Raw genomic sequence first — 22,107 nt, 5'->3', positions numbered from 1 at the left:
TTGAGAGGAAACAGGGGCTTTTTGATATAGAGATCTTTTATTATTTATTACCTTGCTTGACCCATTCGGCTACAGAGATGGTCCGTTTCGTCTGATGTTTGACAGCTGCCTGAACATCTTCCACCATCTTGCCTTCCTGATCTACGGTCACGCTCGTACCATAAGGGTTGCCTCCTGCGCCGAACAGAACAGGATCTGTATAACCAGGAGAAGCGATAATGGCGCCCCAGTGCATCATGGACGTGTAAAGAGACAACAGGGTAGCTTCCTGACCACCATGTGGGTTTTGAGCAGACGTCATACCGCTGACAACTTTGTTGACTGTTTTTCCTGAAGCCCAAAGACCGCCCTGCGTATCAAGGAACTGCTTCATTTGAGCAGGCATGTTCCCGAATCGTGTCGGCACACTGAAGATCAAGGCGTCTGCCCACTCAATATCATCGGAGCTTGCAGTCGGAACGTCTTTCGTCGCATTTACGGTCGCTTTCCAAGCATCATTCGCCTCGATAACAGAAGCAGGTGCTAATTCCTCTACTTTAACAAGCCTTACCTCCGCTCCTGCTTCTTCCGCTGCTTCTTTCGCCCATTTCGCCATCTGATAATTCGTACCACCCATACTATAAAAAACAACAGCTAATTTTACATTTGCCATCTCTTCCATCTCCTTTTGCTTACCGAATAGTTTATTTAGAAATCCCATTGGAATCTTCCCTTCTTGAAATCTCGAAACTGAGATATGTCCTACAAAAAGAATTATACATCTCATTTATCTTGAAATCAAGATAAAAATTCATTATTAAAAAACCCCTTCTGATGGAAGGGGTCTAGTGTATGGGTAATTGGATACGGAAGGTCGTTCCCGCGGAAGAACTATCAAACAGGACAAGATCTCCCCCAAGAGACTGGGCGATCATTTTACTAAACGGGAGACCGAGACCGAGGCCACCGGTTTTATACTTCTTCTCTTCTCCCCTGTAAAACCGCTCAAAGATGAAGTCTCTTTCTTCTTCTTTGATTCCACCACCTGTATCCTCGACATCAATATAGATCCATTGTTCCCGCTGATCCATGCGGATATAGATGTCTCCTTTTCCCTCTATCGCATGAGAGGCGTTGTTGAGCAGATTCGTAATAATTTGTTGGAACCGCATAGAATCCATGGGTATGTCTACATCTTCAGAAAGAAGATCCACGGAGATGCTAAGGTTGTCCTTCTCCTGACCTACTTCCCAATGATGGACCGATTCCTTAACCGTACGATTGACGGACTGGATTTCCTTCGTTAGAGGAACGGAATTGGCTGCAAACGTGTTGAACGATAACAGATCGAGGACCATCCGCTCCAGCTTCTCTGTCTCCTTCAACGAGACCCTTATGAAGTCTTCCGCTTCCTCTTCCTCAACAATCCCATCCTGAACGGCTCGCAGCATGCCGCTGATCGACGTCACCGGTGTCTTCAATTCATGGGTAACTCCGGCAAGCAGCTGACTACGGAGCTCTTCCAGATGCTGCAGTTTCCCGGACATCTCCTGGAAAGACTGAATAAGGTCGTAAATTTCCGCTTCTTTCACCCGCTCATCATCGATATGGAATCCGTAATTTCCTGCCTCTACTTCTCTCGCTGCCTGAGCAACTTCCTGAATAGGCTTAGACAGCCGCTTTGACAAGAAGTAGATAGCCAGCCAGCCCAGCAGCGCAAGACAAACGAGGATGAAAAACAACTGCCAATACTCCTGATCGACCTTCGTCAAGTTCTCTTTCGATTCCAGAAGAATGACCCATCCGACGGTGGCATCGTTAATTTCGACAGGTTTGGAAACCATGTAAAACAACCCGGAGCTGGTGTCCAGTTTTTGAATAGTCTGCTCTTCATCAAGAAGGTCGACGGCAAAGCGCTGTGGAAGCCTCTGACCTCTGGGCCGGTCCTGGAACAGAATCGTACCCCGCTGATCAACGACGTACAAATCAGGACGGCTGTCCATGTTCATGAAGTCTTCCCTGCCTTGAATGACGACGTCTTCCTCTTCCTGCGGCTGGACCTGTCCATCATTCACCAGGCGGCCGGCCGTCTGTTCGGCAACGAATTGCATCATACTCAGGCGATTATCCATCGTCTGATGGCGGATCCAGGCGACCGATATGATCCCGATTACGAATAATCCGATGACAAGCGTCCACACATACCTGGTCGTCCAATAACGCTGTAACGGCACTTTCTTTTCAGTAAACACTGAGCTGATATCCTAACCCGCGCAGCGTGCGTATTTCCCCTTCCGAAGAAGGCCAGCTCTTCAAAGCATGACGGATGCGCTTGATACTGACATCGACGGCACGGTCACTACCCTCGTACTCCCATCCCCACACTTTCTCTATAAGCTGGTCTCGTGTAAATGTCTGATTAGGGTGCTCCGCAAGAAAAGTGACTAAAGAAAGATCCCTTGGTGTCAGCGTCACTTCTTCCCCATCCACCTTCACTCGATGACCGATGATGTCGACCTCCAACTTACCGAAACTCTTTACAGGCGATGTCTGCGTTCCAGCCCGTCTCAAAACTGCTTTGACACGCGCCACCACTTCATCTCCGACGAATGGTTTGGCAATATAGTCGTCCGCCCCGTGATTGAGTCCAGTAAGCCGGTCATCCACTTCACTGAGAGCCGTCAACATAATAACAGGGCATTCGCTTTCCTTACGAATATCAGTCAATAAATCCCAGCCATTCTTCCCGGGCAGCATGACATCCAGGATTACCAGGTCCGGCGAAGCACTCTGAAAGGTATCAAGGACCTCGTCTCCCCGAAACACCTGTATAGTCTCAAATCCTGCTTTCTTCAGATATGCCTTCAACACCTGGCTGATCGGCATTTCATCTTCTACAATCATGATCTTACTCACGGTATCTTCACCTTCTCCAGTTGAAATCTAGTTTCAGAATAACATAAGCGGTAAGGAAAGAAGGTGTCCGACCCTCTTACTTGAAGGACCGCATAAAATAATTCAAGAAAAGACCACCCTGTGGGCGGTCTCTCTACTGCTCTTAAAGATTGTTCTTTATTTCATATTCCTCCATCTTTTCATCAAGCCAGGAGGTGTATTCTTCATTAACTTTAGAGTCATATAACGCGTCCGTAACCTCTTCTTTTACGTCTTCATATGTCGCTTCTTCGGCATCCGTATGATCGGTTACTTCAATAATGTGAAACCCATATTCCGTTTCCACAGGGTCGCTCACTTCCCCTGCTTCCATGGAGAAGGCGGCATCGTCAAATGCATCCACCATTTCCCCTTTTCCAAACATCCCGAGATCCCCGCCGGAATCTTTCGTTGCCTCATCCGTCGAATACTCTTCTGCCAAATCAGCAAATTTCTCTCCGTCATTATATTTATCTAGAACCGTTTGTGCCTCTTCTTTCGTTTCCGTGAGAATATGCCTTGCCGTCACTTGCTCCGGCTGATTAAAACTATCTTTATTCTCTTCAAAATAAGTTTCCTTCTCTTCATCCGTAATGGAGACCCTGTCTTTTAATAGTTTCTCAAGCGTCAGGTATTCTTCCAAATCCGCTTGAAAATCCTCCAGGGACACCCCGTTTTCATTGAGGGCGCTCAGGAAGTCATCCTTGCTGCCATATTGATCGTAATACGTCTCCATTTCTTCCTTCATCTTGTCCTGATCCACTTGGATATCATTCTTCTCTGCTTCCATCTCTACTATTTTACTTGTTACTAATGAATCAAGGGCGTCGTCTCCATATTGACTGACGAGCAACTCATATAAATCATCTTTGGAAATCTCTTCTCCATCTACTGTGGCAACAGCTTCCTGTTTGGCCCCGACATTCACACTGAGCAGGATACAGAGCGCCACAACAACCAGCGCTCCTATCCCTCCGAACATAACCTTTTTATTCATTACATATCTCCCTTATGATTCTTCCTGTGAAGACAGGATGACCTGTACCGTCTGCGCTTGGCCGTCACGATAGTATTTCACAGACACTTTATCTCCTGCTTTGTGATCGGTGTACAGATATTTACGGAGATCACTGGAGCTTGTCACCTGCTGATCATCAATCGAAACGATGACATCCTCTTCTTTCAAACCTGCTTTTGCGGCAGCAGACATTTCATCAATGGAACCGATGATGACCCCTTCTTTCACATCTTCCGGCAGTGTCTGCGTGTAATAGGCAGGCACTTGGTCGATGCTCACTACCCCTACACCTAGATATGGGCGGTCAACCTTTCCATCATCTGTAATGTCAGCGATCAGATCCTTCACATCATTACTAGGGATGGCAAACCCTAAGCCCTCCGCTTCTTCACTGGCGATTTTCAGACTGTTGATTCCAATAAGCTGGCCTGCAGAGTTGATCAATGCACCACCGCTGTTTCCAGGGTTAATGGCTGCGTCGGTCTGAATGACGTCAAGATCCCACTCTCCGGCAGACGTGGAAGTAGTGATCGTACGACTCTTGGCACTGATAATTCCTTGTGTCACGGTTCTTGATAAGTCGAGTCCCAGTGGGTTACCGATGGCAATGACTTCATCACCGGCCCGGACATTATCTGAATCTCCGAAGGCAAGCGGTTTAATATCATAGTCTCCATCAATTTTCAGCACGGCAATGTCTGTCAAAGCGTCGGTCCCGATTACTTCGGCATCTACTTCGCTGCCGTCATTCAAGGAGATTTTCAATTCGGACGCTCCCTCCACCACGTGGTTGTTTGTAACGATATAGGCAGCATCATCCGTCACTTTATAGATGACCCCGGAGCCTGTTCCTTTTTCCGTCGTTTCTGCTGATGCCTGGAACGGGCTTTGCTGTGTTGTCATATTGACGACGCCGACGATTGCATCCGAAGCTGCTTCCGCAATGTCGGCCGTGGATTTACCGGAATCCGAAGCTATTGTCGACACATCTACATCCGCCGCCTCCTGCGTCGCACTTTCCACTACAGCATCTTTGCCATTATCCTGTGCTTGATCCCCGTACGACGTAATTCCTAATGTAAGCGCAGATCCAAGCACACCTGCGGATAGTGATAACCCGATTACTTTAAATAGTGACTGCTTTTTTTCACCCATTTGTATCCCTCATTCCGTAAGATTTTTTCTGATACGCTTACTATAAAACCGGAATGTGTCAGCTGTATGACAAAGAAGAATTTTCCCAATCCTGCTATCCTCTTAAAAGATGAGTCTTTTCTCCCTAAAACACTAGTATTTTTAATCCAAATATTGACAGCGCTTTCACTCGGTGGTAATTTGTTTATACAAGTTAAGACAAATGGGCGGAGATTTGGAGAAGCACCCTATGCATACATCGATTCTTGATGTACAGGGTGTTTTTTTATGGTCTGTTTCTATAACTTGATGACATTGATAAGGAGGAGTCCAAACATGTTAGGTTTATTTAAAGCAGCACCACACAAAGAAAGAATTCCTGAAGAGCGGATCGATGAAGAGTACAAGAAATTGAGGTTTCAGGTGTTCATGGGAATATTCCTCGGATATGCGGGTTATTATTTGATACGAAAGAATTTCACACTCGCGATTCCATACTTGACGGAAGAAGGTTTTTCAAAAGGGGAACTGGGGGTCGCACTTTCCGCTATATCCATTGCTTATGGAATCAGTAAGTTCGTAATGGGAACCGTTTCTGACAGAAGTAATGCGAGGTACTTTCTAGCAACAGGATTGATTTTATCTGCAATCATCAATTTACTTATGGGCTTTGTTCCTTTCTTTACTTCAACAGTCACAGTTATGTTTGTTCTTTTATTCCTTAACGGTTGGGTGCAAGGTATGGGATGGCCGCCTTCTGGACGGACGCTTGTCCACTGGTTCAGCGTCAGTGAACGTGGAGGAAAAACGTCAATTTGGAACGTCGCGCACAATGTCGGCGGAGGACTGATGGCCCCGCTCGCCATTTTCGGGGTCACGATTATCGGGTCCTACTTCACCTTCATGGAAGATTACAAGGGGATATTTATTCTGCCGGCAATCGTCGCCATCGTCGTAGCAGCCATCGCCTTTATGCTTATGAGGGACACACCACAATCCGTCGGCCTTCCACCTATTGAGGAATATCGCAATGATTACCCGAATAATTCAAAGACGACGTATGAGAAAGAGTTCACGACAAAAGAAATATTATTCAAGTATGTCCTGAACAACAAATGGATATGGATCATCGCTATTGCCAATGTTTTTGTCTATTTTGTACGCTACGGTGTGCTTGATTGGGCACCTACTTATCTAAGCGAAGAAAAAGGGTTTAACATGGAGGAATCGAGCTTCGCTTACTTCCTTTACGAATGGGCTGGAATTCCGGGGACCCTGTTATGTGGCTATATCTCTGATAAACTCTTCAAAGGACGACGCGGTCCAGCAGGATTCTTCTTCATGATCGGAGTTCTTCTGGCAGTCCTCGTTTACTGGTTCAACCCGGCAGGCAATCCACTGGTCGATAACCTGGCACTGATCGCCATCGGATTTTTAATTTACGGTCCTGTCATGCTGATCGGTCTGCAGGCGCTCGACTATGTACCGAAGAAAGCAGCAGGAACCGCTGCGGGACTGACCGGACTTTTCGGTTACCTAGGGGGAGCTGTCATGGCCAATGCACTAATGGGTTATATCGTTCAGTTCGCTGGCTGGAATGCAGGATTCGCTCTTCTGACCGGATCTTGTGCGCTCGCCACTATCCTGTTCGCGTTTACTTGGAACGTGCGCGGCCAGGAAGTCGTGAAGCATGGATGAACTAAAACAAGCTCTCTCCCGGCATTCGGGAGAGAGCTTGTTATTTGGATGTCGACAATAACACCTGTCTAATCCACTCGTTTCATTCTCTTGAGTTTTTCGGCGGCGTCCAGCGCGGTGCTTCACTTCCTTTTGGATAATCCACCCCGTCCGGATACTTGATCAATTCGACCAAGCTCCCCCAGGGCGTTTTCCCATACACTCCTGCATTATGAGGTCCGTCCTCTTCATCATCCAACGAATGGGGCGGGGACAGTAGAGAACCTCCAGCCGCTTCAAAACGTTCAGAAGCTTGTTCGATATTATCTACATAGAAGGCGAAATGGTGGATGCCTATATCTGAAATACGCAATGGTTCCTTATCCGGTTCGGTTCCCAGCTCAAAAAGCTCCAACGTAGGACCGTCGCCAATTCTCAATAACCGCATATGAATAATGGACGTTCCCTCCGGCAGTCCCAACTGCTTCTCCACTTCATCTCCTGCCATAGGTTCTTGTTCCGGGCGCTGCACATCATAGCTGACCTCGGCACCAAAGGCTTCCTGGAAAAAGGCGGTCGCCTCTTCTATACTGGGCACAGTCATTCCTATATGGTCGATTCCTCTTGTCATTACAATCTCCCCTTCCATCCTTACTTCCCCGTTATCCCCCTGCAGAAAAACGAGACATAGAATGGATCATGGAAGATCCGCTTATTCGAAATCGTACGTTAGGTTCCACTGTTGACGGGCATCATCCATTAAATCCATAACCTCTCGAGATAAAGCGAGCGTCCAATTGTCCCCTTTATTCAAGATCAAATCGTTCATAGCCTCCACTTCATATTGAAGCGCATCTGCTTCCACTCCGGCTTCGACTGTTTCCACAGAGCCGTCGGCTGTATAAGTGATGGTTGCTTGATCAGCTCTCGGGAAGTTATCCACCGTAATAAACCCTTCATCACCGGCGACAATGCCGCGTTTCGGCATTTTTGCCCGCATCGCAAGGGAAACGACTGCCATCTCATCATGGTCATTCTTCATGACGATACCAGACTGTTCGTCTACTCCTGTCTCATGCTTCTTCACCGTAGTATGCAGCTCCGTCGGCTGCCCTGAGAGGAAGAAACGTGTAAAGGAAAGAGCATAGGTCCCGATATCAAGCATTCCCCCACCGGCAAGATCCGGATTAAAGAAGCGGTTTTCCGGATCATCTTCCTTACAGCTTCCGAACGTCACGTTGACCATATTGATCCTGCCGATTTTTCCTTCTTCGATCATTTCACGGAGCTTCTTGTACAGCGGCATATGGTAAATGGTCATGGCTTCTGCTACTACCAATCCTTTCTCTTCTGCCAATTCCGCAATCGCTTTTAACTGCCTGCCGTTCATCGTAATCGCCTTCTCACAAAGAACGTGCTTGCCGTTCTTCAAAGCATCCATGATGTAAGAATAGTGAATGCTGTGCGGTGTCGCTATGTAGACGACATCGACTTGATCATCCCGGTACATATCCTCTGTATTCTCATAGACATGATCGACGCCCTCTTGTTCCGCGAACCGGCGGGTTTTGTCCATATTTCTTCCCCATACACCGTAGATATGCCCATTCACCGCTTTGATTGCTTTGGCGAAATCTCCAGCGATTCCTCCAGGTCCGACAATACCCCAATTAACTTGTCCCATTTCAATTCTCTCCTTTTATCGTGATTTCCCTTATCCCAGACGGTCCTGCCACCAATGCTTTCGTTACAACAGAGGTGAACAAGGACGTGTCGATCACACCCGTCAATCCTTTTAACCGGCCTTCCAAACCGGAATCTGCCTTATCCGGATCGACGTAGACATCCAGCAGCAGGTTCCCGTTTTCCGTTATGACGGCCCCGTCTTTATCTTCACTCATCCGAATATTCGCCTGAAGCACTGGGAACGATTCCAATTTGCGGCGGACGTAAGGAAGAGCCTGTGGGAGTACTTCCACTACCACCGGATGTTCGAAGGTCAACGCAGGAACGAACTTCGACTCATCCACAAGCAGCACGTACTCATCTGCCATATAACCGACAAGCTTCTCTTCCGTATGGATGCCGCCCCCGCTCTTAAGCGCATCCAGCTGCTGATCTACTTGATCACAGCCGTCGAAAGCTATATCGATAGAGGGGACGTCGGACAACGGAAGTACCTGCAGACCTTCGCTCACACAATGCTGTTTCGTTTCCCAGGAGGGTGTTACGACCTTTACAGAACGACCACTGTCTTTCAGAAAGGTGACGAGATGCTTTATCGTGCTTCCACCTCCCAGCCCGACAGTCATCCCGTTTTCTATATAGGTCAAAGCTTCTTCGGCACACTGTTTCTTAACATCCATTCGCTTACTCCCCTTCTCGTATCAATGCCTTCGCTGTCTCTTCGGTCGTGACAAGAACGTTGAGATGCCCTGCTGTCAAGGCCGCCTTGATCGCTTCCACTTTTTCATTCGATTCCGCTACTCCGATGGAATACCTCGTTTTATGAAGAGCTTGCAGGTCAATAGAGATCGTCCGGTGCAGGAGTTCCGTGTCCATCATCCGCCCTCTTTTGTCATAGAAATTGGAACAAATATCTCCTGCGACTTCTCCCTCTTCCATCTCTGGAGATAATGTTCCACCGTAGAAAGCTTTCCAATTATCGCCTTGATTGATCGCAGGTGATCCTATTCCAACAACCGCTATCGTCAGCCGGTCCCATAAAGCTTTTACTTCCTGAAAATGTCCGGAAGCGGCCAGTGCCGATTTTAATTCCTCATTGCCCGCAATCGCAGGGACATCGATCAATGTCGAATCCCCCTTCCATTTACGGGCAGCTTCGTAAACGATGGTATTCGCGTGATAACGACTTGCGAGCTTCCCGTCAGGTCCTCCGATTAACGGAACGCAAATAACTTCTTCCTGCGGTTTTTCAGGCTCCAGCTCTTCGGCCACCGCAGCAAGGGAAGTCCCCCACGAGAAACCGACGACATCACCGGCTTGAACGATTCGGTCAAGAAATTTCGCACATGCCTGCCCCATCGCTCTCCGCTTCTGATCCTTGGTTTGATTTTCCTTGTCAGGGACGAGAAGGACTTCCTTCAGACCAAACCTTTCTTTCAACTGTTCGCTTACCGCAATATCGTGGAAAGCCTCATAGTTGATCCGAATCTGGACAATTTCTTTCTCTCTGATTTTTTTCAACATCCGACTGATGGTCGTCCGGTAGATTCCTAGTTCTTTGGCAATTTGACTCTGCGTCATGTCCTGTTCATAGTACATCCGAGCTATTTGGTAGAGTTTCTTCAACTCTTCTCTCTCTTCCATAGACAACCCCCTTTGCACAAATGTATAACATTAAGGTCATTTGTGCAAACAAAAGAATTCCACAATATTCCACAAAATAAAAACCCGCCAGCCTAAAGAGGCTGACGAGTTTGATAGGTGATTTCTCCACCGGCCATCGTCAGGACAGCTGTACCGCCATCTTTCACCGGGTGCTTATCCCACAATACGAGGTCCGCATCCTTACCGACTTCAATACTGCCGGTTTGATCTTGCAGACCGAGCACTTCTGCAGCACGGATCGTTACACTCTCCAATGCTGTATCCGCATCCAGGCCTGCTTCCACCGCAAGCTTCACGGACGTCTTCAGCTGCTTGACCGGCACGACCGGATGATCGGTGATGATAGAGAAAGAAATCCCCTGTTCATCCAGGGCTCTATACGTATCCCATGACATGCCGCTTAGTTCGACTTTACTCCGCCCGGAAAGTGTCGGTCCGATGGAAAACTTGCAGCGATCCTTGTATTTCACCAATGCAGGTACAATCCGGTGGCCTTCGGTGACGTGTTCCAGGTGCAGGTCAAGATCGAATTCTTCTGCAATTCGTATGGCTGTCATGATATCGTCCGCCCGATGAGCATGAACACAGACAGGTATCCGACGCTCCAGCACTTCCCCAAGCGATTCCTTCCGTAAATCTCTCGGGGAAGGATTTTTCAAATATTCAGCGGCCAGCACCAATTGTTCCCGGATCATTCCGGCAATGCCCATTCGTGTCGAGGGCGTGCGTCCCTGCTGACCATGATATTTCTTCGGATTTTCGCCGAATGCCATCTTTAACCCGGCACGCTCACGAACGATGATGTCTTCAAGGATAAACCCGGGCTTCACTTTTACAACCGCGGTGATTCCACCTATGACGTTGGCACTACCGGGAAGCACCTGTGCAGTCGTCACACCACCTTCTGCCGCATCAAAAAATCCACGGTCGAACGGGTTGATGCCGTCAATGGCTCGAAGGTGGGGAGTGAGTGCTTCGGTCGTTTCGTTGAAGTCGGCCCCCTCCCAACCAATACCTTCTTCATCAATGCCAAGATGCGTATGGGTATCGATAAAACCAGGGGTCAGAATCATCCCCATGCCGTCGATCACTTGTTCATAGTTTCCGAGATCCGCTTCTTTTGCTGTGCAGATCTGTTTGATTTTCCCCGCCTCGACAAGGACGGTCGCGTCTGTTTCTCTTTTTCCTCTTACAGGTTCCAAAACGACATTACAAATGGCTATCATCGGACGTCCCTCTCTTCTATCTGTAAATATTCATAGACCCGGCAGGCCAACTGGACATTGAACCAGTCATCGAACCGGTCAAAGGTCACATCAAGAATTTCCTGAACACGGTTGATGCGGTAATACAATGTATTATGATGGATGTTCAGCTCCTTGGTCACCTTCTTCAAGTCTTTATCAAACCGGACATAAGTGATCAATGTGTGCAGCATGTCGTTATTCTTTTCTTTGTCATACCTCATCAAAGGACCAAGAAAGTCAGATACATAGAGAGAGAGGTCTTCCTCACTGTTCTGAAGAAGAAAGCGATAGAAACCTGCATCGACGAAGCTCATCACATTTTTCGACGGCTTCGTCTTTAAGACCTGGATGCACTTCTCCGCATCTGCATAGGACTTATTCAATTGGAAAAGATTCTTATGGACACGGCCGACACCAGCTTTAAGCGGCGCGGAGGATCGTTCCAACATGTGAACAAGCGCCTTCATCTTCTGACGCGCAGACCCTTTACCTTCTGATTCCGGAAAGCTGATCATAGCGAAAACATACGAGCGGTTCATGGAAACAATCCCGTTCAACTCAAGCTTCGTTACTACACTTTCGAGCGCGTCCCCTATCTCTTCCCGCTGACGCCTGGAATTGACCGTCATCATCTCTTCCCCCATCTTGTCCGGATCGACATGACAGAGCACCATCGCATAAAAATCGGCTGGGTAGAGGCCAAGGTTGGATGCCTGCACTTCGACCACCGGATCACGCTCCCCTGTCAGAATTCCTTCTACCAGCTGTCCCTTCGCCTGCTGCTCCGCCTCCCTTATGGAATCCTCTTTCGTTAATTCCAAGGAAAGAACGGTCGTCCCGTATTCAAATAAGACGATATCATTCTCGAAGAAATCGGCAGAATCAATCCACACACAGACAAATCCCCACACAGAGACCGGACCCGTGATCGGCAGAACGACGAGCTGCTCGCCTGCATGAGCAATCTGCTGCCATTTATTCATTTTAATAACTTTCTTGACCCTGTCATGACTGAGAAACCTGTCCGGGAGTCCCTTCTCCCCCGCTTCCTCATCGACGAACAGCGGCTTAAGGAGCGCATCATACACGGCGAAAGGGTACCGGACCATCGTTTTCATCGTTTGAATGATCCCTTGAACTCCGCCTCCACTGGCGGCTACGTTCGTCAAACGATGGTGGAAATCCGTTGTACGCTGCATCGTTTCGTGTTCTTTCCTTAACGCCAGATGGGTCTGCTGTAAGGCCTCCCGCTGCCTCTTCTCCTGACGGTACAACCGTGCATGCATGATAACAACAGCGATATGATCCGCCAGCGCCTCCACTAAGTGGAGGTCGTGCTCTGTCAGATAGGGATGGTCCCTGAAACTGTCCAACGTGAGGACACCGATTGTTTCCTTATGAAACAAAAGCGGGACCGACAGCATGCTCTCTGGTATGGAACGTTCCTCAGCCGCCTCCAGATAATGCTCGTAATTAAAAGCGGACATCGTTTCCATTGCTTCCTTAATGGATCCTGTACCTTGCAGAAGCGAAGCTCTCCCGCTTTCAAACACACGGCCGCTGACACCTTCTCCTGGTTTCAGTCTCGTCTTCTTATATCCGGAATCACGAAAACCGACAGCTGCTTCCACGAGGAGTTTCCCGATTTTCTCATCATAAAGAAACAGAAATCCGGAATCCGCCGCTGTGACAGCATCCACCACGGAATCCAAAATGATCTGCAGGAACCCTTCCTCATACATCCTCGAGGAGAGGGTATGAGAGACCCCGGTCAATACGTGGAGCGCATTCTTCCTTTTCTGTTCATTCGTATGATGAAGAAGCAGCTTCAGCCATGCTTCATGCTCTTTCAGGAAAGAGGCAGCTGCCCCTTCATCATACTTGTGACGCCCGATCAGAACGACCATCACATCTTCCCCGTTATATACCCATCGATCTCCCGTCTCCCTTATCGTTCCTTCTTCCATACAAAGGGAAAGGGAAACCCATTCAGAAATAGAGTCGGTGTATGTTTTCTCAGACACACTGGTCCTTGTATGTTTATCGACGATGACGATATCCTCCAACCGATACCTTGCCTTCAGTTGCTGCAATAGTTCTTTTTCCATAGGTGCCACCTCTAAAATAACTATAAGGAATTTTCAGAAAAAAGTGTATGTCAATCTAAGGGAATTCCCTCTTTGACTGCATCGATCCATTCATGATACCTGTCAATCAGGACAGATTTGTTCTTGTCATAAATCCGACGGAGCTCTTGTACCGGGTTCTCATGATCGTCGACGCGGAAGTCGACGAAAGGAAAGCCCTTTACCGAGGCTACCTTGATGACCGCAGACTGTTTCCCACGGATGTCTCCACCGGCTGCATCACCGGCATGAAGGGCTTCAAGAAGCTTTTCGGCGAGTGATCCCTCCGCCTCTTTAAAGGCGGAAACCATCTGTTCAAGGACTTCCGGTCCGGCAAGCAGATTTCCTTGGACCGCCCATTGGTCTCCGACAATATGTCCTTTATAATCATCGTTCTCCACCCCTGTATAGACGCTGCTGTTTCCATATTGGTCCATCACTGAAACTTGGCGCAGTTCTTTGCCCGGGTCATGAAAGAGGAGATGGTTGAGCGTTTCATTGGCCGTCCGCCCTTTCTTCAGATGGTCCACGCCCTCCTGGCCTAATGCCGGATTGACCCATCCCTGGGTGATGACGATCCCCACATTCGGTTCGATATGGGGAGAATAGGCACCGACGCCTGGAAACCGCGTGGCAACGGCAGCTCCGAAATTGCCCGTTTCCGGACAGCGGGCCATGATAGAAAATGTGTTTAGCTTCATAACGTTACACCTCATGACAGGCCACATAGTGACCCTTCTTTATTTCTCTAAATTCCGGTACTTTGGTTTTGCAATGTTCCTGTGCAATCGGGCAGCGGGTATGGAACCTGCAGCCTGACGGCGGGTTGTCCGGACTCGGTATTTCCCCCGCGAGCGTGATTTTCTCCCGCTTCGTATGAATATCAGGAACCGGAATGGAAGACAGGAGCGCTTTCGTATATGGATGGAGGGGATGTTCATATAGCTCATCACTATCGGTCAGTTCGACCATCTGCCCTAAGTACATAACCCCGACGCGATCGCTGATATATTGGACGACACTTAAATCATGGGCGATGAAAAGATACGTGAACCCGTATTCCTCCTGAAGGTCCATCAGCAGGTTAATAATTTGCGCCTGAATGGAAACATCAAGGGCAGCAACAGGTTCATCTGCCACGATGAACTTTGGATTCAACGCCAGGGCTCTCGCAATCCCGATCCGTTGACGCTGCCCTCCGGAGAACTCATGCGGGTAGCGATCTTTGTAACTCTCCGGAATACCTACATCCGCAAGCAGTTTCCCGACGCGCGCCTTCCGTTCCGCCTTCGTCATACCGATCGTTTTCAATGGCTCTTCGATAATATCTTCGACGACCATCCTTGGATTAAGAGAGGCGAATGGATCCTGGAAAATCATCTGAAAATCACGCCGCTTCTGCCTCAGCGTTTTCCTGTCCCAGTCCATAATGTTCTCGCCTTCAAAATATACTTCTCCATCCGTTGCATCCAGGAGACGCATAAGCAGACGTCCGGTCGTCGACTTGCCGCATCCGGACTCTCCTACAATCCCGAGCGTTTCCCCTTTGTAGACCGTAAAGCTCAAATCGTCTACTGCTTTGACTTCACTCTTCTTTCGAAATATGCCATTGGATACATTAAAATACTTCTTCAGGTTGTCGACGCGGACGAGTTCCTCTGTCGTCATCGTTTCTCTCCTCCTCCAGCCAGCAGGCGACTCTGTGTTGTTCCGACTCCGAAGCCTTTAACGCCGGTTCCTTATGCAGGCACTGTTCCATGACGAATGGACACCGCTCGGCGAAGCGGCAGCCTTCCGGTAAATCATGCAGGTTAGGCGGCTGTCCTTCAATCGGCTGCAGCCGTTCCCTGACACCAGGACGCGGCACAGACTTCAACAACCCTTGCGTATAAGGGTGCTTCGGTCGATCGAATAGATCTTCCACGGACCCTTCTTCGACAATTTTGCCGGCATACATGACCGCCACTCTGTCACACAGCTCAGCAACAACGCCTAAATCGTGGGTGATCAGAACAATCGCGGCGTTCGTTTCATCTCTAAGACGCCTTAATAAATCCAGCACTTGCGCCTGTATGGTTACATCCAAAGCGGTGGTCGGCTCATCAGCAATGATCAAATCCGGATCACAGGACAAGGACATAGCGATTACCCCGCGTTGCCTCATCCCTCCACTGAATTGATGCGGGTATTGATGCACCCGTTTGTCTGGAGAGGGGATACCGACTTTCTTCAGCATCTCCACCGCACGTCTCCATGCCGACTTCTTGTCTTTGTTCTCATGAATCATCGGCATTTCGGCAATTTGTGTACCAACCGTATAAGCCGGATTAAGGGAAGTCATCGGATCTTGAAAGATCATCGAAATATCCTTACCCCGGACGTGCTGCATTTCTCTCTCTGTTTTCTTGAGAAGATCCTCCCCACGGTACAGGACCTGTCCGCTGACTTCTTCGCTTTTCTTCTGACCGACAAGGCGCATGATCGATTGAGAGGTCACACTTTTTCCACAGCCGGACTCACCGACGACTGCGAGAATTTCTCCTTGCTTTACTTTTAAATCGACACCGTCCACCGCTTTAACTATCCCTTTCTTCGTATGAAAATGCGTCTTCAGATTTTGTACTTCCAGCACATACTCAGACATCGGCTTCCTCCTTATGCAGACTCATTCTTCAACCTTGGGTCAAGGGCATCCCTTAATCCATCGCCCATCGTATTGAAGCTGAACACGGCAAGCGTAATGGCGATGCCCGGGAATACCGCCGTCCACCAGGCCGTTTCCATCCAACTCTTCCCTTCACTCAGCATAATTCCCCAGGACGGTGTATCCGGAGAAACTCCGAGACCGAGGAAGCTGAGCGCCGCTTCTGCCAAGATAGCGAAAGCGAAGGAAAGAGTCACTTGCACGATAAGCGGGGCCACACTGTTGGGAAGAATGTGTTTCCACATGATCTTCATATTGCTCACTCCCATCGAGCGGGCCGCTTCGATATACAGAGAATTCTTGATGGAGAGCACCGATCCCCTTGCGATCCTGGCGAAAATAGGTGTGTACACAATCCCGACAGCGATCATCAAATTCGTGAGGCTTGGTCCTAAGATAGCCATAATGACTAGGGCAAGCAGAATATCCGGGAAAGCGAACATGACATCCGTCAGCCTGGACAGCACATGATCGACCCATCTGCCGTAATAAGCAGCAACGACTCCAATGATGGTCCCACAGACAAAGGACAGACCGACCGAAATAATACCGACTTGTAAAGAGATCCTCGTTCCATAAATGATCCGGCTCAAAATATCACGTCCGAATTGATCGGTACCGAGCAGGTGGGCCATACTCGGTCCCTCCAAAATAGCGTCCGTCATCATTTCGTATGGATCATAAGGGGCAATCAGCGGGGCAGCGACCGCCATCACTGCAAACAAAAGCGTCATGCCAAGTCCGAAAACACCGACTTTATTTTTTTTGAATTGATACCATAAATCAGACATCACGATTCTCCTTTCTTAATATCTGATTTGCGGGTTCAGGAATCCGTAAATAATATCCACAACCAGATTGACAAACACAAAGGCGCTTGCAATGAACAGAATCGTCCCTTGCAGCAGCGCGTAATCCCGGTTTGTTATCGCCTGCAGAGCGAGACGCCCGACACCAGGAAGACCGAAGATCTGCTCCACGACGACAGAGCCTCCAAGCAGATAGCCCGTTTGAATGCCGAGTACTGTCACAACAGGAATGAGCGCATTCTTCAGCGCGTGTCTCCAAATCATCCGAGAATTGGAAACCCCTTTTGCTTTTGCCATTTTGATATATTCCTGATTCGTCACTTCCAGCATCGAGGAGCGCGTCATCCGCATCGCGACAGCTCCTACAGCTGTGCCTAAGGCAACAGCAGGAAGCAGCATGCTCTTCAGATTTCCCCATACGCTGTCATAAAGGCCGACGAAGCCGCCGGAAGGAAACCAGCCGGCATAGAGACTGAAGAAGAGAATCATCAATGTACCAAGCCAGAAGTTAGGAACAGATATGCCGAGCATCCCGACAAAACTTGCTCCGTAATCAAACTTACTGTTCCTCTTGAGAGCCGCTATCGTACCAAGTGGAATGGCAAGAATAACAGCGATGATTACACTAAGCAGGGCAAGCTCGATCGTAATCGGAAGCCGGGCCATGATTGCTTCAAGCACCGGAGTGTTCGTAAATTGCGAATATCCGAAATCCCCTTGCAGAACGTTTCCGAGCCATAAGAGATATTGCTGAATGAGTGGTTCATCCAGCCCGTACTTATCTCTCAAGGCAGCTGCCTGATCCGGAGAATAACTGGTACCCAGCATGGCTGTGACCGTATCCCCGGGAACCAGCCGGACGATGAAGAACGCCACAATGGAGATTCCGAACAAGACCGGAATGGAAATAAGCAGCCGTTTGATGATGTATTGGATCATCCAATCGTCCCTCCTTGCACGTAAAGTGAAGGAAAAAGTGGCCGGAAGCCACTTTTTCGTTTTATCTATTTATTATTGGTCAACCTTCGTCTCTTCTAATGAAATCGTCGTCACCGTAGGATGAACATCAAATCCGCTTACACGATCGCTGAGTGCCGACGTCTGCGGGTTGGCGTACAAGAAGACCATCGGAGCATCTTCGGCAATCATACGCTGTGCTTCTGCATAGATTTCCGTCCGTTTCTCTTTATCCATCTCTTTACGTCCCTGTTCCAACAATGCATCGACATCCGGGTTGGAGTACGCCTGTTGGTTGTACATGCCGTCTGTATGGAAGATGTTATAAAGGAACTCATCCGGATCGACGAAACCGACCCAGCCCACAACAGTCATTTCAAAATCTCCATTACCGAGAGCATCAAAGAAGACACTGTCCTCCTGGGAGACGACCTCGACCGTCACGCCGACTTCCTGAAGCTGCTGCTTAATGACCTGCGCGGCATCGATCTGCGCTTGGTTCGTACTCACTTTCATTGTCAAACTCAAGTCAGAGACTCCTGCTTCTTCCAACAATTGACGCGCTTTGTCCAAATCCTGCTCTGGATACACGGCATCTTCCAGGTGTGCCCAGTGGTTGTCCGGAATCGGGCCGCTTCGTAGCGGAGTCGCCTGTCCCAGCTTCACGACGTCGTTGACAGCATCGCGATCGACAGCCCACGCAATGGCCTGACGGACCTTCGGATCGGACAATGGACCTGCCTCGGTATTCAAACCGACATACTCCCAATACGTTCCGGCGACAGTCTCCACATTGACGTTGTCTGCCTGCTCCAATACTTGGACATCCTTCGGCTGTGTTTGGAGAAGAATATCGATCTCCCCGTTTCGGATGGCTGTAGTTCGTGCTGTTTCATCAGGAATCGAACGCCACACGACTTTATCTAAGTACGGCAGTCCATCTTTAAAGTAGTCCTCATACTTCTCCAGGACCATTTCCTGATCCTTCGTCCACTCACCCAATGTGAATGGGCCGCTGCCGGCATCCGCACCAGCCAGGTCGCCGCCGTTCTCATCGACGATCGTTTTGTTGACAATGGCATTCATCGGATAAGCAAGGAATGTCAGGAACGGAGCGACCGGCTCGGCTAAAGTCAGAACGACTGTCGTGTCATCCGGCGTCTCGATACTTTCCAAGGACTCAAACTGAGCCGCCCTTACTTCGTTTTCTATAATTCTTTCAATGGAGTACTTCACATCTTCTGAAGTCAAAGCGTCCCCATTATGAAACGTCACGCCGTCGTGGAGGGTCAAAGTATAGACCGTACCATCATCAGAAACTTCATAATCCTCTACTAAGTCTCCTTCGATTTCTCCGTAGGTCCCTTTCTCATACTTGAACAAGGTGTTGTACATGTTCTCGATGTAGCGCATGGAGGCTGCATCTGTCACGACGTGAGGATCGAGACTCTGTCCTTCGGATAGATCTGTGATCGTCAATGTTCCACCTTCCGAAGCCTCCCCTTCCTGATTTGTCTCCTCCGAACCGGAATCAGATGAACCAGACTCCGTCGGGTCCTGACAGCCGGCAAGCAAGAGCAGCAGGGATACGAGCAGCAACAACCAGTAGATTTTCTTCATTCAATAATGGCCCCCTTTTTTATTTTCAGTAAATTTAAAAAATACAGTAATTTTATTATATTGTAGAAACCTGTCGTATTTATATGGGAGATGTTCCAAAGAAAAAAAGCAAATGTTAGGAAAGTTTACAAATCAGGTGATCTTCAAATTTTATGGATTTGAACGTTACATTTCGGAGAGGACAGGGAATGCTTACAATGGACATTCCATAAAATTCTGGAAGGAGCAGATAAGATGAACCAGCAACAGCTCGACCGAATTAAAAACGGAAAAGGATTTATTGCCGCTCTGGATCAAAGTGGCGGAAGTACGCCGAAGGCTCTGGCTGATTACGGCATTCCTGAAGATGCCTATAATAATGAAGACGAGATGTTCGATAAAGTCCACGAGATGAGGACAAGGATCATCACCTCCCCTGCTTTCGATTCCGAAAAAATTCTAGGAGCTATTCTTTTTGAGAAAACGATGGACCGTAAAGTCGAAGGGAAATACACAGGAGACTATCTCGCGGAGAAGGGCATTGTGCCTTTTCTGAAAGTCGATAAAGGGCTTGCCGATAAAGAAAACGGCGTCCAGCTCATGAAACCGATCAACGATCTCGACGAAACGCTTCGTCGGGCGAACGAGCGGAAAATATTCGGAACGAAAATGCGCTCCGTCATTCACGATCCGGATGAAAGTGGAATCGAAGCAGTGGTTCAACAGCAGTTTGATATTGCCAAACGGATCCTCGCTTCCGACCTGATGCCGATTGTCGAACCGGAAGTGAATATTCACAGCGAAGAGAAAGAGAAATGTGAAGAGCTTCTGCGCAATCATATTCTTAAACACTTGAACGAGTTGGAAGAGGATCAGCAGGTCATGTTGAAGTTGACGATTCCAACAAAAACGAATGCGTATAAGGAACTTGTCGACCACCCGAAAGTCATTCGTGTCGTCGCTCTCTCCGGAGGTTATGAACGGGAAGAGGCCAACGAGAAGCTGACAGCGAATGATGGGTTAATCGCGAGCTTCTCCCGGGCACTGGTCGGCGATGTGTATGCAGACCAGTCAGACGAAACGTTTGATCAGGCCCTGCAGAATGCCGTCGATTCCATTTACGCAGCTTCTATACAAAAAGGCAGATAACAGAATCCAGAAAAGGCGTACACCGTGGTGTACGCCTTTTTCATGAACGGGAAACCTATTCTAAGGAAATAGGAAATAGTAACGATATTCCTCTTTCCCTTTTCCTATCATTTGTTCATGATCCTTCCAATCTTTTATACTTTACTTAAAGAAAGGTGGTCCCCATTTATGGAAACGATGGAACAGCTTTACCAATCCAACTTCAAAGATAACGCCTACCCTTTTTATGAAAAAATGAGAGATAAACAACCCGTATTTCAAATGTCTGATGGCACTCCTGCTACGTGGCTTGTCACCAAATATGACGATGTCAAAGAAATGCTGAAGGCGCCGGGTTTCCTAAAAGATCAGACGAAGCTGATCCAAAGGACGCCTGACGATGACGATGTCAAAGAAATCACTATCTTCGAAAACATGATGCTTGATGTCGACCCCCCTGACCACACGCGCTTACGCAAGCTTGTCCAGCCCTACTTCCACCCGAAAACGATCAAGGAATTGACTCCACGGATCAGTGAAATCGCAGATGATCTAATCGAGCAAATGAAAAAGAAAGGAGGACCGGTGGACCTGATCGACGATTATGCCTTCCCTCTGCCGATCATCGTCATCAGTGAGATGCTCGGTGTACCGGCAGAAGACCGGGATAAGTTCCGGAAGTGGTCCAATTCCATCGTGGCCGCCTCCAACGAAGAGGACACGGATTTTGCAGCGGATGTGGAAGCCTTCACTACCTATTTGACCGACCTCTTTGAGAAGAGAAAGCAGAATCCGACCGACGATCTTGTTTCCTACCTTATCCAAACAGAGGAAGACGGAGAACAGTTGAGCCGGCAGGAGTTATATTCGATGATCTTCCTTTTGATCATCGCCGGTCATGAAACCACCGTCAATTTGATCGGTAACACGATGCTCGCCCTTTTTGAGCACCCGGACCAGCTGGATTCAGTCAAAAAAGATGCTTCCCTCATCCCGGGAGCCGTTGAAGAAGGACTGCGCTACTACAGTCCTGTCGACTTCTCGACAGCAAGATGGGCCGCCGACGACATGGAGTTTCGCGGGCAGACGATCCGGCGCGGCGATATGGTCTTAGCCTCCATCAGCTCCGCCAATCGGGATAACGATAAATTCGAAAAGGCAGACGCGTTTGACGTTACAAGGAAGAGCAACGGTCACGTCGCATTCGGCTTTGGCATTCACTTCTGCCTCGGTGCCCCACTCGCCAGATTGGAAGGGAACATTGCATTGGAGAAGCTGTTTGCATCGCTCCCTGCCATCACAATCGACCCGAACGGAGAGGCGCCCGAATGGCGCTCGATCTTTCTTCTACGCGGCCTGCGCAGTCTCCCTGTCACCTGGTAAACGAAAGAGGCACTCGTTATAGAGTGCCTCTTTTCCTATTTATCAAAAAATGTAAAAAAAC

At 48.6% G+C, this 22,107-nt stretch carries 20 protein-coding genes; 3 read left to right on the top strand and 17 right to left on the bottom strand.

Features of this window, described 5'->3' with window-relative positions:
- Window positions 1–40: 40 nt before the first annotated feature.
- From wrbA to QRD89_RS02700, 5 genes are all read right to left on the bottom strand, one after another.
- Complete coding sequence (gene wrbA, locus QRD89_RS02720; RefSeq protein WP_026578777.1) at window positions 41–652, bottom strand: NAD(P)H:quinone oxidoreductase; 612 nt, start codon at window positions 650–652, stop codon at window positions 41–43.
- Window positions 653–824: 172 nt separating this feature from the next.
- Complete coding sequence (locus QRD89_RS02715; RefSeq protein WP_286096264.1) at window positions 825–2,231, bottom strand: HAMP domain-containing sensor histidine kinase; 1,407 nt, start codon at window positions 2,229–2,231, stop codon at window positions 825–827.
- Complete coding sequence (locus tag QRD89_RS02710) at window positions 2,221–2,895, bottom strand: response regulator transcription factor (RefSeq protein WP_026578778.1); 675 nt, start codon at window positions 2,893–2,895, stop codon at window positions 2,221–2,223. Before QRD89_RS02710 ends, QRD89_RS02715 begins: the two co-directional genes overlap by 11 nt.
- Before the next feature lie 142 nt (window positions 2,896–3,037).
- Entirely contained in the window at window positions 3,038–3,910 is an 873-nt protein-coding gene (locus QRD89_RS02705; RefSeq protein WP_286096263.1) for a peptidylprolyl isomerase, read from the bottom strand.
- A 12-nt stretch (window positions 3,911–3,922) separates the two neighbouring features.
- Window positions 3,923–5,086 (bottom strand): S1C family serine protease, encoded by a 1,164-nt coding sequence (locus QRD89_RS02700; protein WP_026578780.1) that lies wholly within the window; start codon window positions 5,084–5,086, stop codon window positions 3,923–3,925.
- A gap of 315 nt (window positions 5,087–5,401) precedes the next feature.
- Here QRD89_RS02700 and glpT point away from each other — a divergent pair, with 315 nt between their 5' ends.
- Window positions 5,402–6,763 (top strand): glycerol-3-phosphate transporter, encoded by a 1,362-nt coding sequence (glpT, locus tag QRD89_RS02695; RefSeq protein ID WP_062515616.1) that lies wholly within the window; start codon window positions 5,402–5,404, stop codon window positions 6,761–6,763.
- An 82-nt stretch (window positions 6,764–6,845) separates the two neighbouring features.
- On the opposite strand, the gene QRD89_RS02690 is transcribed toward glpT, so the two are convergent.
- The 12 genes from QRD89_RS02690 to QRD89_RS02635 all read right to left on the bottom strand — a co-directional run bounded on the left by QRD89_RS02690 (window position 6,846) and on the right by QRD89_RS02635 (window position 19,556).
- Complete coding sequence (locus QRD89_RS02690; RefSeq protein WP_286096262.1) at window positions 6,846–7,373, bottom strand: VOC family protein; 528 nt, start codon at window positions 7,371–7,373, stop codon at window positions 6,846–6,848.
- Window positions 7,374–7,454: 81 nt separating this feature from the next.
- Window positions 7,455–8,426 (bottom strand): Gfo/Idh/MocA family protein, encoded by a 972-nt coding sequence (locus tag QRD89_RS02685; protein WP_286096261.1) that lies wholly within the window; start codon window positions 8,424–8,426, stop codon window positions 7,455–7,457.
- 1 nt (window position 8,427) lies between these two features.
- Window positions 8,428–9,108: a ribose 5-phosphate isomerase A gene (gene rpiA, locus QRD89_RS02680; protein WP_286096260.1), complete on the bottom strand. Its 681-nt coding sequence runs from the start codon at window positions 9,106–9,108 to the stop codon at window positions 8,428–8,430.
- 4 nt (window positions 9,109–9,112) lie between these two features.
- Window positions 9,113–10,090, bottom strand: coding sequence for a sugar-binding transcriptional regulator (locus tag QRD89_RS02675; protein ID WP_286096259.1), 978 nt, complete (start codon window positions 10,088–10,090; stop codon window positions 9,113–9,115).
- Between the two features lie 74 nt (window positions 10,091–10,164).
- Window positions 10,165–11,319, bottom strand: a complete 1,155-nt coding sequence (locus tag QRD89_RS02670; RefSeq protein WP_286096258.1) for an amidohydrolase — start codon at window positions 11,317–11,319, stop codon at window positions 10,165–10,167.
- Entirely contained in the window at window positions 11,316–13,448 is a 2,133-nt protein-coding gene (locus QRD89_RS02665; RefSeq protein WP_026578785.1) for a helix-turn-helix domain-containing protein, read from the bottom strand. Before QRD89_RS02665 ends, QRD89_RS02670 begins: the two co-directional genes overlap by 4 nt.
- Before the next feature lie 50 nt (window positions 13,449–13,498).
- Window positions 13,499–14,167, bottom strand: coding sequence for a DUF1028 domain-containing protein (locus QRD89_RS02660; protein WP_008634474.1), 669 nt, complete (start codon window positions 14,165–14,167; stop codon window positions 13,499–13,501).
- 4 nt (window positions 14,168–14,171) lie between these two features.
- On the bottom strand, window positions 14,172–15,134 hold the full coding sequence (locus QRD89_RS02655; protein WP_286096257.1) for an ABC transporter ATP-binding protein: 963 nt from the start codon (window positions 15,132–15,134) through the stop codon (window positions 14,172–14,174).
- Window positions 15,085–16,110: an ABC transporter ATP-binding protein gene (locus tag QRD89_RS02650; RefSeq protein ID WP_008634471.1), complete on the bottom strand. Its 1,026-nt coding sequence runs from the start codon at window positions 16,108–16,110 to the stop codon at window positions 15,085–15,087. The genes QRD89_RS02655 and QRD89_RS02650 overlap by 50 nt, the downstream gene beginning before the upstream one ends.
- Before the next feature lie 11 nt (window positions 16,111–16,121).
- Window positions 16,122–16,961 carry an ABC transporter permease gene (locus tag QRD89_RS02645; RefSeq protein ID WP_026578789.1) on the bottom strand — a complete coding sequence of 280 codons (840 nt, stop codon included), beginning with the start codon at window positions 16,959–16,961 and terminating at the stop codon, window positions 16,122–16,124.
- A 15-nt stretch (window positions 16,962–16,976) separates the two neighbouring features.
- Entirely contained in the window at window positions 16,977–17,918 is a 942-nt protein-coding gene (locus QRD89_RS02640) for an ABC transporter permease (RefSeq protein ID WP_008634467.1), read from the bottom strand.
- Window positions 17,919–17,990: 72 nt separating this feature from the next.
- Window positions 17,991–19,556, bottom strand: a complete 1,566-nt coding sequence (locus QRD89_RS02635) for an ABC transporter substrate-binding protein (protein ID WP_008634465.1) — start codon at window positions 19,554–19,556, stop codon at window positions 17,991–17,993.
- A gap of 234 nt (window positions 19,557–19,790) precedes the next feature.
- Here QRD89_RS02635 and QRD89_RS02630 point away from each other — a divergent pair, with 234 nt between their 5' ends.
- Together QRD89_RS02630 and QRD89_RS02625 are read left to right on the top strand one after the other, a co-directional pair.
- Window positions 19,791–20,684, top strand: coding sequence for a fructose bisphosphate aldolase (locus QRD89_RS02630; RefSeq protein WP_286096256.1), 894 nt, complete (start codon window positions 19,791–19,793; stop codon window positions 20,682–20,684).
- 168 nt (window positions 20,685–20,852) lie between these two features.
- Entirely contained in the window at window positions 20,853–22,046 is a 1,194-nt protein-coding gene (locus QRD89_RS02625; protein WP_286096255.1) for a cytochrome P450 family protein, read from the top strand.
- Window positions 22,047–22,107: the final 61 nt, after the last annotated feature.

The sequence above is a fragment of the Halobacillus sp. ACCC02827 genome, from assembly GCF_030291935.1.
GTDB lineage: Bacteria > Bacillota > Bacilli > Bacillales > Halobacillaceae > Halobacillus.
The sequence above is the reverse complement of the archived record's forward strand: the minus strand, read 5'-3'. Positions and strand labels throughout refer to the sequence as shown.

Excerpts from the sequence above, each read along its gene's own strand:
- QRD89_RS02650 (WP_008634471.1), bottom strand. The coding sequence starts at position 16,110 with ATGTCTGAGTATGTGCTGGAAGTACAAAATCTGAAGACGCATTTTCAT.
- QRD89_RS02670 (WP_286096258.1), bottom strand. The coding sequence starts at position 11,319 with ATGATAGCCATTTGTAATGTCGTTTTGGAACCTGTAAGAGGAAAAAGA.
- rpiA (WP_286096260.1), bottom strand. The coding sequence starts at position 9,108 with ATGGATGTTAAGAAACAGTGTGCCGAAGAAGCTTTGACCTATATAGAA.
- QRD89_RS02660 (WP_008634474.1), bottom strand. The coding sequence starts at position 14,167 with ATGAAGCTAAACACATTTTCTATCATGGCCCGCTGTCCGGAAACGGGC.
- QRD89_RS02655 (WP_286096257.1), bottom strand. The coding sequence starts at position 15,134 with ATGACGACAGAGGAACTCGTCCGCGTCGACAACCTGAAGAAGTATTTT.
- QRD89_RS02635 (WP_008634465.1), bottom strand. The coding sequence starts at position 19,556 with ATGAAGAAAATCTACTGGTTGTTGCTGCTCGTATCCCTGCTGCTCTTG.
- QRD89_RS02700 (WP_026578780.1), bottom strand. The coding sequence starts at position 5,086 with ATGGGTGAAAAAAAGCAGTCACTATTTAAAGTAATCGGGTTATCACTA.
- QRD89_RS02705 (WP_286096263.1), bottom strand. The coding sequence starts at position 3,910 with ATGAATAAAAAGGTTATGTTCGGAGGGATAGGAGCGCTGGTTGTTGTG.
- QRD89_RS02625 (WP_286096255.1), top strand. The coding sequence starts at position 20,853 with ATGGAAACGATGGAACAGCTTTACCAATCCAACTTCAAAGATAACGCC.
- QRD89_RS02690 (WP_286096262.1), bottom strand. The coding sequence starts at position 7,373 with ATGACAAGAGGAATCGACCATATAGGAATGACTGTGCCCAGTATAGAA.
- QRD89_RS02665 (WP_026578785.1), bottom strand. The coding sequence starts at position 13,448 with ATGGAAAAAGAACTATTGCAGCAACTGAAGGCAAGGTATCGGTTGGAG.
- glpT (WP_062515616.1), top strand. The coding sequence starts at position 5,402 with ATGTTAGGTTTATTTAAAGCAGCACCACACAAAGAAAGAATTCCTGAA.
- QRD89_RS02685 (WP_286096261.1), bottom strand. The coding sequence starts at position 8,426 with ATGGGACAAGTTAATTGGGGTATTGTCGGACCTGGAGGAATCGCTGGA.
- QRD89_RS02645 (WP_026578789.1), bottom strand. The coding sequence starts at position 16,961 with ATGTCTGATTTATGGTATCAATTCAAAAAAAATAAAGTCGGTGTTTTC.
- wrbA (WP_026578777.1), bottom strand. The coding sequence starts at position 652 with ATGGCAAATGTAAAATTAGCTGTTGTTTTTTATAGTATGGGTGGTACG.
- QRD89_RS02630 (WP_286096256.1), top strand. The coding sequence starts at position 19,791 with ATGAACCAGCAACAGCTCGACCGAATTAAAAACGGAAAAGGATTTATT.
- QRD89_RS02640 (WP_008634467.1), bottom strand. The coding sequence starts at position 17,918 with ATGATCCAATACATCATCAAACGGCTGCTTATTTCCATTCCGGTCTTG.